The sequence below is a fragment of the Burkholderia sp. LK4 genome (assembly GCF_001043615.1).
In the GTDB taxonomy this organism is placed as follows: Bacteria; Pseudomonadota; Gammaproteobacteria; order Burkholderiales; family Burkholderiaceae; genus Burkholderia; species Burkholderia cepacia.
This window is the reverse complement of the sequence record NZ_LDUL01000090.1, coordinates 1-15,174: the sequence shown is the minus strand read 5'-3', so window position 1 is coordinate 15,174 and position 15,174 is coordinate 1. Positions and strand designations below refer to the sequence as shown.

At 65.1% G+C, this 15,174-nt stretch carries 15 protein-coding genes; all 15 read left to right on the top strand.

What is annotated here, in order from left to right; translation table 11 throughout:
- Window positions 1–42: 42 nt before the first annotated feature.
- The 15 genes from VK92_RS34305 (at window position 43) to cysM (ending at window position 15,102) form a co-directional block, all read left to right on the top strand.
- Window positions 43–642, top strand: a complete 600-nt coding sequence (locus VK92_RS34305) for a DUF2059 domain-containing protein (protein ID WP_021157463.1) — start codon at window positions 43–45, stop codon at window positions 640–642.
- Between the two features lie 155 nt (window positions 643–797).
- Window positions 798–1,880, top strand: a complete 1,083-nt coding sequence (serC, locus tag VK92_RS34300; protein ID WP_021157462.1) for a 3-phosphoserine/phosphohydroxythreonine transaminase — start codon at window positions 798–800, stop codon at window positions 1,878–1,880.
- A gap of 33 nt (window positions 1,881–1,913) precedes the next feature.
- Window positions 1,914–2,996 carry a prephenate dehydratase gene (gene pheA, locus VK92_RS34295; protein ID WP_048024358.1) on the top strand — a complete coding sequence of 361 codons (1,083 nt, stop codon included), beginning with the start codon at window positions 1,914–1,916 and terminating at the stop codon, window positions 2,994–2,996.
- A 186-nt stretch (window positions 2,997–3,182) separates the two neighbouring features.
- Window positions 3,183–4,109 (top strand): prephenate dehydrogenase/arogenate dehydrogenase family protein, encoded by a 927-nt coding sequence (locus VK92_RS34290; protein WP_048024360.1) that lies wholly within the window; start codon window positions 3,183–3,185, stop codon window positions 4,107–4,109.
- Between the two features lie 13 nt (window positions 4,110–4,122).
- Complete coding sequence (aroA, locus tag VK92_RS34285; protein ID WP_048024362.1) at window positions 4,123–5,427, top strand: 3-phosphoshikimate 1-carboxyvinyltransferase; 1,305 nt, start codon at window positions 4,123–4,125, stop codon at window positions 5,425–5,427.
- Window positions 5,428–5,441: 14 nt separating this feature from the next.
- The gene (cmk, locus tag VK92_RS34280) at window positions 5,442–6,128 is read left to right on the top strand and encodes a (d)CMP kinase (RefSeq protein WP_006476573.1); all 687 of its coding nucleotides are present in this window, start codon (window positions 5,442–5,444) and stop codon (window positions 6,126–6,128) included.
- Window positions 6,129–6,270: 142 nt separating this feature from the next.
- Window positions 6,271–7,983, top strand: a complete 1,713-nt coding sequence (gene rpsA, locus VK92_RS34275) for a 30S ribosomal protein S1 (RefSeq protein WP_027788061.1) — start codon at window positions 6,271–6,273, stop codon at window positions 7,981–7,983.
- A 22-nt stretch (window positions 7,984–8,005) separates the two neighbouring features.
- Window positions 8,006–8,329, top strand: a complete 324-nt coding sequence (locus VK92_RS34270) for an integration host factor subunit beta (protein WP_006486894.1) — start codon at window positions 8,006–8,008, stop codon at window positions 8,327–8,329.
- Window positions 8,330–8,539: 210 nt separating this feature from the next.
- A complete protein-coding gene (locus tag VK92_RS34265) occupies window positions 8,540–8,833 on the top strand; it encodes a lipopolysaccharide assembly protein LapA domain-containing protein (RefSeq protein WP_021157458.1) in 294 nt (97 codons plus the stop codon).
- Between the two features lie 53 nt (window positions 8,834–8,886).
- Complete coding sequence (lapB, locus tag VK92_RS34260; protein ID WP_048024365.1) at window positions 8,887–10,059, top strand: lipopolysaccharide assembly protein LapB; 1,173 nt, start codon at window positions 8,887–8,889, stop codon at window positions 10,057–10,059.
- 90 nt (window positions 10,060–10,149) lie between these two features.
- Window positions 10,150–11,550, top strand: coding sequence for a UDP-glucose dehydrogenase family protein (locus VK92_RS34255; RefSeq protein ID WP_021157456.1), 1,401 nt, complete (start codon window positions 10,150–10,152; stop codon window positions 11,548–11,550).
- A gap of 7 nt (window positions 11,551–11,557) precedes the next feature.
- A complete protein-coding gene (rfaE1, locus tag VK92_RS34250; RefSeq protein ID WP_053076283.1) occupies window positions 11,558–12,508 on the top strand; it encodes a D-glycero-beta-D-manno-heptose-7-phosphate kinase in 951 nt (316 codons plus the stop codon).
- A gap of 63 nt (window positions 12,509–12,571) precedes the next feature.
- A complete protein-coding gene (gene rfaD / locus VK92_RS34245) occupies window positions 12,572–13,564 on the top strand; it encodes an ADP-glyceromanno-heptose 6-epimerase (RefSeq protein ID WP_048024367.1) in 993 nt (330 codons plus the stop codon).
- Between the two features lie 73 nt (window positions 13,565–13,637).
- On the top strand, window positions 13,638–13,985 hold the full coding sequence (locus tag VK92_RS34240; protein WP_021157453.1) for a ComEA family DNA-binding protein: 348 nt from the start codon (window positions 13,638–13,640) through the stop codon (window positions 13,983–13,985).
- A 214-nt stretch (window positions 13,986–14,199) separates the two neighbouring features.
- A complete protein-coding gene (gene cysM, locus VK92_RS34235) occupies window positions 14,200–15,102 on the top strand; it encodes a cysteine synthase CysM (protein WP_042973431.1) in 903 nt (300 codons plus the stop codon).
- Window positions 15,103–15,174 lie beyond the last annotated feature (72 nt).

Genomic DNA, 15,174 nt, shown 5'->3' with positions numbered 1-15,174 from the left:
CGGCCGGCGAGCAACCATTCATATTTCCAAAAGGGAGTGATGATGCAAAAGCAATTCAAGCAACTGGTCCTGCTGGCTGCACTGGTGCCGACGTTCGCGATGGCGCAAGCGCTGTCGAATTCCGCACCGGCGCCTGCCGCGGCAGCTGCGCCGATCGACGCCGACAAGAAGGCTGCGATCAAGGATCTGCTCGACGCGATCGACGCGCCGAAGCTCGTGTCGGCAATCGGCAACAGCGCCGAAATGCAGGCCAAGCAACTCGTGCCGGCAATCCTGTCGGACGCGCTGTCGGAAAACAAGACGCTGAACGACAAGCAGAAGCAGGCTGCCGTTCCGACGCTGCAAAAGAACGCGGTGCCGAAGCTGGTCGACGGCGCAGGCAAGGTGTTCGGTACGCAACAGTTCCAGAACGACGCGATGTCGGCTCAGTACGACGCCTACGCGAAGTACTACAGCACGTCGGAGATCAAGGATCTGACGACGTTCTACAAGAGCCCGACGGGCCGCAAGTTCATCCAGGTTCAGGATCAGGTCGGTCGCGACGTGGTCAACGGCCTGATGCAGAAGTACATGCCGCAAGCGATCCAGGCAACGCGTACGCAGGCTGACAAGGAAGTCGCAGCAGTCAAGCCGGGCAAGTAAAGCCGTCCGGGCACGCTACCGGCCGTTCGGCCGGGTTTGGCGGGAGCCTGACGACAGTGCGATAATGGCCGTTTGCGCGCGAGCGCAAGCGGCCATTTCTTTTCTGGCGCGTTCTGCCGGCGGCGAGCCGGTCGCGTCCCTCCGAGGTTTTCACGATGCGCGTCTTTAATTTCTCCGCCGGCCCTGCGGCGATGCCCGAGGAAGTGCTGCGGCAAGCCGCCGACGAAATGCTCGACTGGCACGGCAGCGGTATGAGCGTGATGGAGATGAGCCATCGCGGCAAGGAGTTCATGTCGATCCACGAGGCCGCGCTGACCGACCTGCGCGACCTGCTCGGCGTGCCGGCAAGCCACCGGATCCTGTTCCTGCAGGGCGGCGGTATCGCCGAAAACGCGATCGTGCCGATGAACCTGCTCGGCTCGCGCAAGACGGCCGACTTCGTCGTGACGGGCTCGTGGTCGCAGAAATCGTTCAGCGAAGCGAAGAAATACGGCACGCCGCATCTCGCCGCAACCGGCAAGACGGAAGACGGCTTCACGCGTGCGCCCGCGCGCGCCGAATGGCAGCTGTCGGACGATCCGGCCTACGTGCATCTGTGCACCAACGAAACGATCGACGGCGTCGAGACGTTCGAGATTCCCGATCTCGGCGACGTGCCGCTGGTCGCGGATGTCTCGTCGCACATCCTGTCGCGTCCGATGGACGTCGCGAAGTACGGTGTACTGTTCGGCGGTGCGCAGAAGAACATCGGGATGGCCGGTGTGACGCTCGTGATCGTGCGCGAGGACCTGCTCGACCGCTCGCTGTCGATCTGCCCGTCCGCGTTCGAATGGAAGACCATTGCCGCGAACAACTCGCTGTACAACACGCCGCCCACCTACGCGATCTACATCGCGGGTCTGGTATTCCAGTGGCTGAAGCGGCAGGGCGGTCTCGAAGCGATCGAGGCCCGCAATATCGAAAAGGCGAAGCTGCTCTACGACACGATCGATGCGAGCAGTTTCTATCTGAACAAGGTCGAGCCGGCAGCACGTTCGCGAATGAACGTGCCGTTTTTCCTGGCCGACGAAACGCGCAACGAAGACTTCCTTGCCGGCGCAAAGGCGCGCGGGCTGCTGCAGCTGAAGGGCCACAAGTCCGTCGGTGGCATGCGGGCGTCGATCTACAACGCGGTGCCGCTCGAGGGCGTGAAAGCGCTCGTCGAGTACATGAAGGACTTCGAGCAGCGCGGCGCCTGACGGCGGCGCTGTTCAAACAGCACGGCAAAACGCATGGACGACGAACTGAATTCCCGCCTGAAACCGCTGCGCGATCGCATCGACGCGATCGATGCGCAGCTGATCGCGCTCCTGAACCAGCGCGCCGCGGTGGCGCTGGAGGTGGGCGAGGTCAAGAAGCATTTCAACGCGCCGGTGTTCCGGCCGGAGCGCGAACTGCAGGTGATCGCGCGGCTGCAGGACATGAGCGCGGGGCCGCTCGCGAGCGAGCACATCAGCGCCATCTGGCGCGAGATCATGGCCGCGAGCCGCGCGCTCGAGCAGACGATCCACGTCGCGTTCCTCGGGCCGGTCGGCACGTACAGCGAGCAGGCGATGCTCGAGTATTTCGGCCAGTCGATCGAAGGGCTGCCGTGCCCGTCGATCGACGAAGTATTCCGCTCGGTCGAGGCCGGCGCTGCCGCATACGGCATCGCGCCGGTCGAGAATTCGACCGAAGGCGCCGTGTCGCGCACGCTCGACCTGCTGCTGCAGACGCAACTGCTGATCAGCGGTGAGCTCGCGCTGCCGATCCATCACAACCTGCTGACGCAGGGCGGCACGCTCGACGGCGTGAAGCGCGTCTGCGCGCATGCGCAGGCGCTTGCGCAATGCCAGCAGTGGCTCGCGGCGAATGCGCCGCAGCTCGAGCGGCAGGCCGTGGCGAGCAATGCGGAGGCCGCGCGTCTCGCGGCGGCCGATCCGACCGTCGCGGCGATCGCGGGCGACCGTGCGGCCGCGCACTACGGATTGCAGATCGCGTTCTCGCTGATCCAGGACGATCCGCACAACCGCACGCGCTTCGTCATCGTCGGCAAGCAGCCGGCCGGGCAAAGCGGTCACGACCAGACGTCGCTGATCGTGTCGGTGAAGAACGAACCGGGCGCCGTGTTCAAGCTGCTCGAGCCGCTCGCGCGGCACGGCGTGTCGATGACGCGCTTCGAGTCGCGCCCGGCGCGCGTCGGCACGTGGGAGTACTACTTCTACATCGATATCGAAGGGCACCGGGACGATGCGGCGGTAGCGGCCGCGCTCGCGGAACTCGGCCAGAAGGCTGCGTTCCTGAAGATACTCGGTTCGTATCCGCGCGCACGCTGAAACGCGGCGGCCCGTCGCCTGCCCGGGCAGGCGTTGCGGCGAGGCGGGCAGGGCAGGCCGGTCGGCGCTGCCGAAGGCGGGTTCGGCCCGCGTCCGGCGCAGGTTGCGCCGGGTGCGGGCCCGTTGCCCGGAATCTGGAATTCCGCATGCGGGGCGTCGTTCCGCGCGCGTAACTTGGCTCTTGTCGTGTCAGGCTCTGCATTCAACAAACTGGTCATTTTCGGCGTCGGCCTGATCGGCGGATCGCTGGCCCGCGCGCTGCGCGAACGCGCGCCGGGCGGTGCGGGCGAGGTCGTCGGCGTGGGCCGTTCGCGTGCGTCGGTCGAGCGCGCGCTCGCGCTCGGCGTGATCGATCGCGCGGCGGCGCTCGACGATGACGCGCAATTGCGCGACGCGCTGGCCGGCGCCGATCTCGTGCTGCTGGCGGCACCCGTTGCGCAAACGGGCCCGTTGCTCAAGCGCATCGCGCCGTGGCTTGAAGAGGCGACGATCGTCACCGATGCCGGCAGCACCAAGTCCGATGTCGTCGCGGCCGCGCGCGACGCGCTCGGTGCACGCATCGCGCAGTTCGTGCCCGGGCATCCGATTGCCGGTCGCGAGTCGAGCGGCGTCGAGGCCGCGTTGCCGGATCTGTACGTCGGCCGCAACGTGGTGCTGTGCCCGCTGCCGGAGAATGCGCCCGAATCCGTCGCGCGGATCGACGCGATGTGGCGCGCAACCGGCGCCGACGTGCGCACGATGAGCACGGAGCAGCACGATCGCGTGTTTGCGTCGATCAGCCATTTGCCGCACGTGCTGTCGTTCGCGCTCGTCGAGCAGATCCTCGGCGAGGCCGACGCGGAACTCAAATTCTCGTACGCGGCGGGCGGTTTCCGCGATTTCACGCGCATCGCGGCGTCGAGTCCGGAGATGTGGCGCGACGTGTGCGTCGCGAATCGCGCGGCGCTGCTCGACGAGCTCGACGGCTATACGCGCGTGCTCACGCGGCTGCGCGCGGCGATCGACGCCGGCGACGGCGCGGCGCTCGAAGCCGTGTTCACGCGTTCGCGCGCCGCGCGCAAGGCATGGCAGGAGCGCGGCGGCGCGCCCGCTGCCGAACCGGTCAAGAAATAACAGGACGATTCCCATGGACTATCTCGATCTCGGCCCGTACTCCAGCGCATCGGGCACCGTGCGCCTGCCCGGCTCGAAGAGCATTTCGAACCGCGTGCTGCTGCTCGCGGCGCTGGCCGAAGGCGAAACGACGATCACCAACCTGCTCGACTCCGACGACACGCGCGTGATGCTCGACGCACTCGGCAAGCTCGGCGTGAAGCTCGCGCGCGACGGCGACACCTGTGTCGTCACGGGCACGCGCGGCGCATTCACCGCGAAGACGGCCGACCTGTTCCTCGGCAACGCGGGCACGGCCGTGCGGCCGCTGACCGCCGCGCTCGCGGTGAACGGCGGCGACTATCGCGTGCACGGCGTGCCGCGCATGCACGAGCGACCGATCGGCGATCTCGTCGACGGCCTGCGCCAGATCGGCGCGCAGATCGACTACGAGCTGAACGAAGGTTTCCCGCCGCTGCGAATCAAGCCTGCGACGATCTCGGTCGATGCGCCGATCCGCGTGCGCGGCGACGTGTCGAGCCAGTTCCTCACGGCGCTGCTGATGACGCTGCCGCTCGTGAAGGCGAAGGACGGCCGGATCGTCGTCGAGATCGACGGCGAGCTGATCTCGAAGCCGTACATCGACATCACGATCCGGCTGATGGAGCGCTTCGGCGTAACCGTCGAGCGCGACGGCTGGCAGCGCTTCGTCGTGCCGGCCGGGGTTCGCTACAAATCGCCGGGGCAGATCATGGTCGAGGGCGACGCATCGTCGGCGTCGTATTTCCTCGCGGCCGGCGCGCTCGGCGGCGGGCCGCTGCGTGTCGAGGGCGTGGGGCGCGCGAGCATCCAGGGCGACGTCGGTTTCGCGAACGCGCTGATGCAGATGGGCGCGAACGTGACGATGGGCGATGACTGGATCGAAGTGCGCGGCATCGGCCACGACCACGGCAAGCTCGAGCCGATCGACATGGACTTCAACCTGATTCCCGATGCGGCGATGACGATCGCGGTCGCGGCGCTGTTCGCCGACGGCCCGAGCACGTTGCGCAACATCGCAAGCTGGCGCGTGAAGGAAACCGACCGCATCGCGGCGATGGCGACCGAACTGCGCAAGGTCGGCGCGATCGTCGAGGAAGGTCCTGACTATCTCGTCGTCACGCCGCCGGAAAAGCTCACGCCGAACGCGGCGATCGACACGTACGACGATCACCGGATGGCGATGTGTTTCTCGCTCGTCAGCCTGGGCGGTGTGCCCGTGCGGATCAACGATCCGAAGTGCGTCGGCAAGACGTTCCCCGACTATTTCGACCGCTTCGCCGCGCTCGCCAAAGCCTGACCCGACTGTTTCCGATGAAATCGACCCGACCCTTTCACCCGACTCCCGTCATCACGATCGACGGTCCCACTGCATCCGGCAAGGGCACCGTCGCCGCGCTCGTCGCCGCGCATCTTGGCTTCCACCTGCTCGACAGCGGCGCGCTGTACCGCCTCGCCGCGCTCGCGAGCGTGCGCTACGGCATCGCGGCAGAGGACATCGACGCGCTGGTGAAGCTGATCGACGATCTCCACATCACGTTCCGGGAGGGCTGCGCGCAGCTCGACGGCGTCGATGTGTCGAACGACATCCGTGCCGAAGCGGTCGGCAACCGCGCATCGGCGATTGCCGTGCATGGGCCGGTGCGCACCGCGCTCGTTGCGCGTCAGCGCGCGTTCCGCAAGACGCCGGGCCTCGTTGCAGACGGGCGCGACATGGGCACCGTGATCTTCCCGGACGCCGTGTTGAAGGTGTTCCTGACGGCCAGCGCCGAGGCGCGCGCGACCAGGCGGCATAAGCAATTGATGCAAAAAGGTTTTTCTGCTAATATAGATGACTTGCTCCGGGATCTTCGTGAACGTGATGCGCGCGACAGCAATCGCGCGGCCGCGCCGCTGAAGCCTGCGGCAGATGCCAAGCTGCTCGATACGTCGGCGCTTTCGGTCGATGAAGCTGTCGACCAGGTGCTGCAGTGGTACCGGGCGCTCGGCCAGCCCGCCTGAGAAGGCGGGTAGCGGTAGGTGTTCCGCGTCGCAAGCGCGGAGCGTGTTTCGAACCCTTAACCCCGTGTGGTCATCGATCTGGCCCTTTCAGCCTGCCATTCCGGCCGGCGTGGCACAGCGATCCATGCACAATCAGATTTTTATGTCCGACCTGCAAACCTCCACCCCGAATACTGAATCTTTCGCGGCTCTGTTCGAAGAGTCGCTGACCCGCCAAGACATGCGCGCCGGCGAAGTGATTTCCGCCGAAGTCGTGCGCGTCGACCACAACTTCGTGGTCGTCAATGCAGGCCTGAAGTCCGAGGCTTACATTCCGATCGAGGAATTCCTGAACGATCAGGGCGAGGTTGAGGTGCAGTCGGGCGATTTCGTGTCCGTCGCGATCGACGCACTCGAAAACGGCTACGGCGACACGATCCTGTCGCGCGACAAGGCGAAGCGCCTTGCATCGTGGCTGTCGCTGGAAAAGGCTCTCGACAACAACGAACTCGTCACCGGCACGATCACCGGCAAGGTGAAGGGCGGCATGACCGTGATGGTCAACGGCATCCGTGCGTTCCTGCCGGGTTCGCTGGTCGACACGCGTCCGGTCAAGGACACGACCCCGTACGAAGGCAAGACGCTCGAGTTCCGCGTGATCAAGCTCGATCGCAAGCGTAACAACGTCGTGCTGTCGCGTCGTGCAGTGATCGAAGCAACCCAAGGCGAAGAGCGCGCGAAGCTGCTCGAGACGCTGAAGGAAGGCGCGATCGTCAACGGCGTGGTCAAGAACATCACCGACTACGGCGCGTTCGTCGACCTCGGCGGCATCGACGGCCTGCTGCACATCACCGACATCGCATGGCGTCGTGTGCGTCACCCGAGCGAAGTCCTGTCGGTTGGCCAGGAAGTCACCGCGAAGATCCTCAAGTTCGACCAAGAGAAGAACCGCGTCTCGCTGGGCATCAAGCAACTGGGCGACGATCCGTGGGAAGGCATCTCGCGCCGTTACCCGTCGGGCACGCGCCTGTTCGGCAAGGTCACGAACATTACCGACTACGGCGCATTCGTCGAAGTGGAATCGGGCATCGAAGGCCTCGTCCACGTGTCGGAAATGGACTGGACCAACAAGAACGTTGCTCCGTCGAAGGTTGTCCAGCTGGGCGACGAAGTCGAAGTCATGGTCCTCGAGATCGACGAAGACCGCCGTCGTATCAGCCTCGGCATGAAGCAGTGCAAGCCGAATCCGTGGGATGACTTCAGCCGCAACTTCAAGAAGGGCGACAAGATCACGGGCGCAATCAAGTCGATCACCGACTTCGGCGTGTTCATCGGTCTGCCGGGCGGCATCGACGGCCTGGTCCACCTGTCGGACCTGTCGTGGAGCGAAGCCGGCGAAGAAGCCGTTCGCAAGTACAAGAAGGGCGACGAAGTCGAAGCGATCGTGCTCGGTATCGACGTCGAGAAGGAGCGTATTTCGCTCGGCATCAAGCAGCTCGAAGGCGACCCGTTCAGCAACTACGTTGCAATGAACGACAAGGGCTCGATCGTCGACGGCGTCGTGAAGACGGTCGATGCGAAGGGTGCGGTCGTCACGCTGACGGGCGACATCGAAGGCTACCTGCGTGCGTCGGAAATTTCGCAGGATCGCGTCGAAGACGCACGCAACGTGCTGAAGGAAGGCGACAAGGTCAACGCGATGGTGATCAACATCGATCGCAAGTCGCGCGGCATCAACCTGTCGATCAAGGCGAAGGATTCGGCTGAACAACAGGAAGCGATCCGCGGCCTGCAGTCGGACACCAGCGCTGCTGCGACCGGTACGACCAACCTCGGCGCGCTGCTGAAGGCGAAGCTCGACGGCCAGAACCAGTAAGCCTCACGAGGTCTGCTGAAGTATGACCAAATCCGAGTTGGTCGCGCAGCTGGCATCGCGATTTCCGCAACTTGTCCTCAAGGATGCGGATTTCGCGGTGAAAACGATGCTCGATGCGATGTCTGACGCTCTGGCGAAAGGGCATCGTATCGAAATTCGGGGTTTCGGCAGCTTTGGCCTCAACCGTCGCCCGGCGCGCGTCGGACGCAACCCGAAGTCAGGGGAGAAAGTGCAGGTGCCCGAGAAGTTCGTGCCGCACTTCAAGCCTGGCAAGGAATTGCGGGAACGCGTCGACGGCCGCGCCGGTGAGCCGCTGAAGGCTGACGATCCGGACGACGAGCGTTGAGCGTCACCCGGATTGCCCGGAACCCATCCGGCGAAGGCTGAAAAGAAAAGCGCCCCTTGCGGGCGCTTTTTTCATTTCCGGCGAATGCGACGCAACGGGTGCGAGCAGGATGTGCGCAGCCGCGGAAACGCTTCCTTTACAATACGGGTCGATTCGGCGCGACGAAGGGGAGTCGCGCGCCGCGGCAAACCTCAACAAAGAGAGGGCTTCATGAAGTTTATCGTCTGGCTGATCCGGGTATTGGTGTTCGTACTGCTGCTGGTGCTTGCGCTGGCCAATACGCAAACTGCGACGCTGAATTTCGTGGCCGGCTATTCATGGCAGGCGCCGCTGATCCTGATCGGCCTCGCGTTCTTCGCCGTGGGGCTGCTGGCTGGCTTGCTGTCCGCGCTGCCTTCGATCTTCCGCCTGCGTCTCGAGAACGGGCGCCTGAAGCGCGATCTGCGCGCGGCGCGCGAAACGCCGGCCGTCATCGACCAGCCGCCGATGCCGCCCGTCATTTAACACGGACGCCGCGCGATCATCGCGCGGTTTTCGTCTCTGCTTCGATATTTCGCATGGATCTGGATTTCTGGTGGTTGCTCGCGATTCCGGTCGCGTTCGCGCTCGGTTGGGCGGCGTCACGCTATGACCTTAAGAATCTCCTGTCGGAGAGTGCCAACCTGCCGCGCTCGTATTTCCGCGGCCTGAATTTTCTGTTGAACGAACAACCCGACAAGGCGATCGACGCGTTCATCGAGGTCGCCAAGCTGGATCCCGAGACGGTCGAGCTGCACTTCGCACTCGGCAACCTGTTTCGCCGCCGCGGCGAAACCGACCGCGCGATCCGCGTGCACCAGAACCTGCTGAGCCGCACGGACCTGCCGGTCAACGAACGCGACCACGCACTGTACGAACTCGGCCAGGACTTCCTGAAGGCCGGCCTGCTCGATCGCGCCGAGGAGGCGTTCCACAAACTCGCCGACGGCGATTACGCACTCGGCGCGCAGCGGGCGCTGCTGACGATCTACGAGATCGAGAAGGACTGGAACAAGTCGATCGATACGGCGAAGCGCATCGAGTCGATGAGCGACAAACCGCTTGGCGTCGAAATTGCGCAGTTTCACTGCGAACTTGCGCAGGACGCGCTGCAGCGCAAGAACGCGGCAGCGGCTGCCGAACAGTTGCGCCTCGCGTTGACCGTGAACCCGCAGAACGTTCGCGCGACGATCCTCTCCGGCGACGCCGCGGCGGCCGAGGGCAACCATGCGGCCGCGATCGAGCACTGGAAGCGTGTCGAAGCGCAGAATCCGGCGTATCTGCCGCTCGTCGCCGACAAGCTGATGAAGGCGTACGTCGCGCTCGGCAAGAACGCCGAAGGCGCCGAGCTGCTGATGGGCTATGTCGACCGCTATCCGTCGAACGACCTGCTCGACACCGCATACCAGCACATCGCGGGCTTGCGCGGCCAGGACGCGGCGCACACGCTCGCGCGCACGCAGATGGAGAAGTCGCCGAACCTGTCGGGGATGCTGCACCTGCTCGATGCGCAGATCGCGGCGGCCGACGAACCGCGCCGTAAGGAACTTGAAATGATGCGTGCGCTGATCAAGCAGCGCACCAAGAATTTGCCACGGTATACGTGCCAGAATTGCGGTTTCCGGGCGCGCAATTTCTACTGGCAGTGTCCGGGCTGCAGCGGCTGGGAAACCTATGCGCCGCGTCGCGTCGATCCTGCGATGCCGGGCTGATCCCGGCACGCGGAGCCAACGCACTGCGGTTGCCGCCGGGTTCGTCCCGGCGGCCAAGTTAGTCAATTACCGGGAAGTACCGGAACATCTATGAAAATCACCATCATCGGCACCGGCTATGTCGGTCTCGTCACGGGCGCCTGCCTGGCGGAGATCGGCCACGACGTCTTCTGCCTCGACGTCGATCCGCGCAAGATCGACATCCTGAACAACGGCGGGATGCCGATTCACGAACCTGGGCTGCTGGACATCATCGCGCGCAACCGCGCGGCGGGGCGCCTGCGCTTTTCGACCGACATCGAGGCAAGCGTCGCGCACGGCGAGATCCAGTTCATCGCCGTCGGCACGCCGCCCGACGAGGACGGTTCGGCCGATCTGCAGTACGTGCTCGAAGCCGCGCGCAACATCGGCCGCCACATGACGGGCTTCAAGGTGATCGTCGACAAGTCGACCGTGCCGGTCGGTACCGCACAGCGCGTGCGCGGCGTGGTCGACGAAGCGCTTGCCGCCCGCGGGCTGGCGGGCAGCGTCGCGCATCGCTTCTCGGTCGTGTCGAACCCGGAGTTCCTGAAGGAAGGTGCCGCGGTCGAGGACTTCATGCGTCCGGACCGGATCATCATCGGCGTCGACGACGACGAGACGGGCACGATCGCGCGCGAGAAGATGAAGAAGCTTTACGCGCCGTTCAACCGCAACCATGAGCGCACGATCTACATGGACGTGCGTTCGGCGGAATTCGCGAAATATGCGGCGAATGCGATGCTTGCAACGCGTATCTCGTTCATGAACGAGATGTCGAATCTCGCCGACAAGGTCGGCGCCGACATCGAGGCCGTGCGCCGCGGGATCGGCTCCGATCCGCGCATCGGCTATCACTTCCTGTACGCCGGCGTCGGCTACGGCGGCTCGTGCTTTCCGAAGGACGTCCAGGCGCTGATTCGCACGGCCGGCGAGAACGGCCAGCCGTTGCGCATCCTGGAAGCCGTCGAGGCGGCCAACCATGCGCAGAAGGACGTGCTGATCGGCAAGATCGAGCAGCGCTTCGGTGCCGACCTGACCGGCCGCGAGTTCGCGGTCTGGGGCCTGGCGTTCAAGCCGAACACCGATGACATGCGCGAGGCGCCGAGCCGCCGCCTGATTGCCGCGCTGCTCGAACGCGGCGCGACCGTTCGTGCGTACGATCCGGTCGCGATCGACGAGGCGCGGCGCGTGTTTGCGCTCGACTTCGATACCGATCCTGGCGCGCTGGCGCGGCTCCATCTCGTCGACACGCAGGACATCGCCGTGACGGGCGCGGACGCGCTCGTGATCGTGACCGAGTGGAAGGAATTCCGGAGCCCCGATTTCACACGCCTGAAGGCTGAACTGAAGGCGCCGGTGATCTTCGACGGGCGCAACCTGTACGAGCCGGATGCGATGGCCGAACTGGGCATCGACTACTACGCGATCGGCCGGCCGTATGTCGATCCCCAGTCGTCCTCCCGTGGCTGATCACACGATGAATACTCTCCGCGAGGTCGTTCCGGTGCCGCGTGCGCAACTCGCGCGCTCGCGCGTGCTTGTCGTCGGCGACGTGATGCTCGACCGTTACTGGTTCGGCAACGTCGATCGCATTTCGCCCGAGGCGCCCGTGCCGGTCGTGCACGTGCAGCGTCAGGAAGAGCGGCTCGGCGGTGCGGCCAACGTCGCGCGCAACGCCGTGACGCTCGGCGGCCAGGCTGGGTTGCTGTGCGTCGTCGGATGCGACGAACCCGGCGAGCGCATCGTCGAACTGCTCGGCAGCAGCGGCGTGACGCCGCATCTCGAACGCGACCCGGCGCTGCCGACCACGATCAAGCTGCGTGTGCTCGCGCGCCAGCAGCAACTGCTGCGCGTCGACTTCGAGGCCATGCCGACGCACGAGGTGCTGCTCGCGGGGCTCGCGCGCTTCGATGCGCTGCTGCCGCAGCACGACGTCGTGCTGATGTCGGATTACGCGAAAGGCGGCCTGACGCACGTCACGACGATGATCGAGAAGGCGCGTGCGGCCGGCAAGTCCGTCCTCGTCGACCCGAAGGGCGACGACTGGGCGCGTTATCGCAGTGCGTCGCTGATTACGCCGAATCGCGCGGAATTGCGCGAAGTGGTCGGGCAGTGGAAATCGGAAGACGATCTGCGCGCACGTGTCGCGAAGCTGCGCGCGGAACTCGACATCGACGCGCTGCTGCTCACGCGTTCGGAAGAAGGCATGACGCTGTTTTCCGCCACCGGCGAACTGCACGCGCCGGCGCTCGCGCGCGAGGTGTTCGACGTGTCGGGCGCGGGCGATACCGTGATCGCGACGGTCGCGACGATGCTCGGCGCAGGCGTGCCGCTCGTCGACGCCGTCGTGCTCGCGAATCGCGCGGCAGGCATCGTGGTCGGCAAGCTCGGCACGGCCACGGTGGACTACGACGAACTGTTTCATTGAGCGCATGCGGCGGCGCGATGAGCGCGCCGCACGCATGGCTCGCACTTTTCAGGCAGGACGATCATGACCCTCATCGTCACCGGCGCAGCCGGTTTTATCGGCGCGAACATCGTCAAGGCGCTCAACGAGCGCGGCGAGACGCGCATCATCGCGGTCGACAACCTGACGCGCGCGGACAAGTTCCGGAATCTCGTCGATTGCGAGATCGACGACTATCTGGACAAGTCGGAATTCGTCGAACGTTTCGCGCGCGGCGATTTCGGCAAGGTACGCGCGGTGTTCCACGAAGGTGCGTGCTCGGACACGATGGAAACCGACGGCCGCTACATGATGGACAACAACTTCCGCTACAGCCGCGCGTTGCTCGACACCTGCCTCGCACAGGGCACGCAGTTCCTGTACGCGTCGTCGGCGGCGACCTACGGCGGCTCGACGCGATTCGTCGAGGAGCGCGACGTCGAGGCGCCGCTGAATGTCTACGGCTATTCGAAGTTCCTGTTCGACCAGGTGATCCGTCGTGTGCTGCCGACCGCGCAGAGCCAGATCGCGGGCTTCCGCTACTTCAACGTGTACGGCCCGCGCGAGACGCACAAGGGCCGCATGGCATCGGTCGCGTTCCACAACTTCAACCAGTTCCGCGCGGAAGGCAAGGTGAAGCTGTTCGGCGAGTACAACGGCTACGCACCGGGCGAGCAGACGCGTGACTTCGTGTCGATCGAGGACGTGACGAAGGTCAATCTGTTCTTCTTCGATCATCCGGAGAAGTCGGGCATCTTCAACCTCGGCACGGGCCGTGCGCAGCCGTTCAACGATATCGCGTCGACGGTCGTGAATACGTTGCGCGCGCTCGACAACCTGCCGCCGCTGACGCTCGCGCAGCAGGTCGAGCAAGGGCTGATCGAATACGTGCCGTTCCCCGATGCGCTGCGCGGCAAGTACCAGTGCTTCACGCAGGCCGACCAGACGAAACTGCGTGCGGCCGGTTACGACGCACCGTTCCTGACCGTGCAGGAAGGCGTCGACCGCTACGTGCGTTGGCTATCCGGCCAGGTTTAAACGGAAGCGTTGCATCGATAGACTGGGTCTCACGGTCGGCAGCCGCCGGCCGTATTCATCGGAGATCCAGCACATGATCAGGAAATGGTTGGCCGCAGCGGCAATGCTCGGCACGATCGCCTCGGCCTGGGCGGCCGTCGACGTCAACACCGCCAACGAGGATGCGCTCGTCGGCATCAAGGGTATCGGCCCGGCGCGGGCAAAGGCGATTCTCGACGAACGCGGCGCACGCGGCCCGTTCAGGAATGCGGAGGATCTCGCCGCACGCGTGAAAGGCATGGGCGGCCATACCGTCGAGCGGCTTCAGCAGGAAGGCCTGACGATCGGTGCGGCCGGTACGGGTGCCGCGCAGCCGGCCCCGGGCAAGCCGGCCGCCGGCAAGCCTGCCGCCGCACCTGCCCGCACCACCACGCAGAAGTAACGCGTCGCGCGCAGCCGACAACAAGCTCCTTCAGTCGCCGTCGTCGCGACGGCTTCCCGCGGCATGCCGCGGGTTTTTTGCGTGGGCACGGCGCATGCGGCGTCCACGCGTTGCACGGCATGCGTATTCCATCGCCGCAATGGGGTTGCCGGCGCGAGCAGCGGTGCTGGTTTACAATCGATCGATTGATCGGCCTCGTACTCACGGTATATCCATGGCTTACAAAACTATCGAAGACACGATCGGCAATACGCCGCTCGTCCAACTGGTCCGCTTGCCGGACGACGAGATTCGCGCGCGCAACAACGTGGTGCTCGCGAAGCTCGAAGGCAACAATCCGGCCGGTTCCGTGAAGGATCGTCCGGCGCTGTCGATGATCAGCAAGGCCGAGGCGCGCGGGCGCATCAAGCCGGGCGACACGCTGATCGAGGCGACGAGCGGCAACACCGGTATCGCACTCGCGATGGCAGCGGCGATCCGCGGCTACAAGATGGTGCTGATCATGCCGGAGGACCTGTCGGTCGAGCGCCGACAGAGCATGGCCGCCTACGGTGCCGAAATCATCCTGACGCCGGTGAAGGGCGGGATGGAACTGGCACGTGATCTCGCGGACGAGATGCAGCGCGAAGGCAAGGGCGTGATCCTCGACCAGTTCGCGAACCCCGACAATCCGGTTGCGCACTACGAAGCGACGGGCCCGGAAATCTGGCGCGATACCGAAGGGCGCGTCACGCACTTCGTGTCGGCAATGGGCACGACGGGCACGATCATGGGCACGTCGCGCTACCTGAAGGAGCAGAATCCGGCGATCGAGATCGTCGGTGCGCAGCCGGAAGACGGTTCGCGCATTCCGGGCATCCGCAAGTGGCCGGAAGCCTATATGCCGACGATCTTCGATCGCAGCCGTGTCGACCGCGTCGAGAGCGTGAGCCAGGCTGCGTCGGAAACGATGGCGCGCCGCCTCGCGGCCGTCGAAGGCATCTTCGCGGGCATTTCGTCGGGCGGCGCATGCGAAGTCGCGATGCGCATCGCGCGTCAGGTCGAGAATGCGACGATCGTGTTCATCGTCTGCGATCGCGGCGACCGCTACCTGTCCACGGGCGTGTTTCCTGCCTGAACGCGGGCAGATGCGCGTCGCGCGTGTACGAAACGAAAGCGCCGCTTGTGTGAACTGCACCCCAAAAGTTGG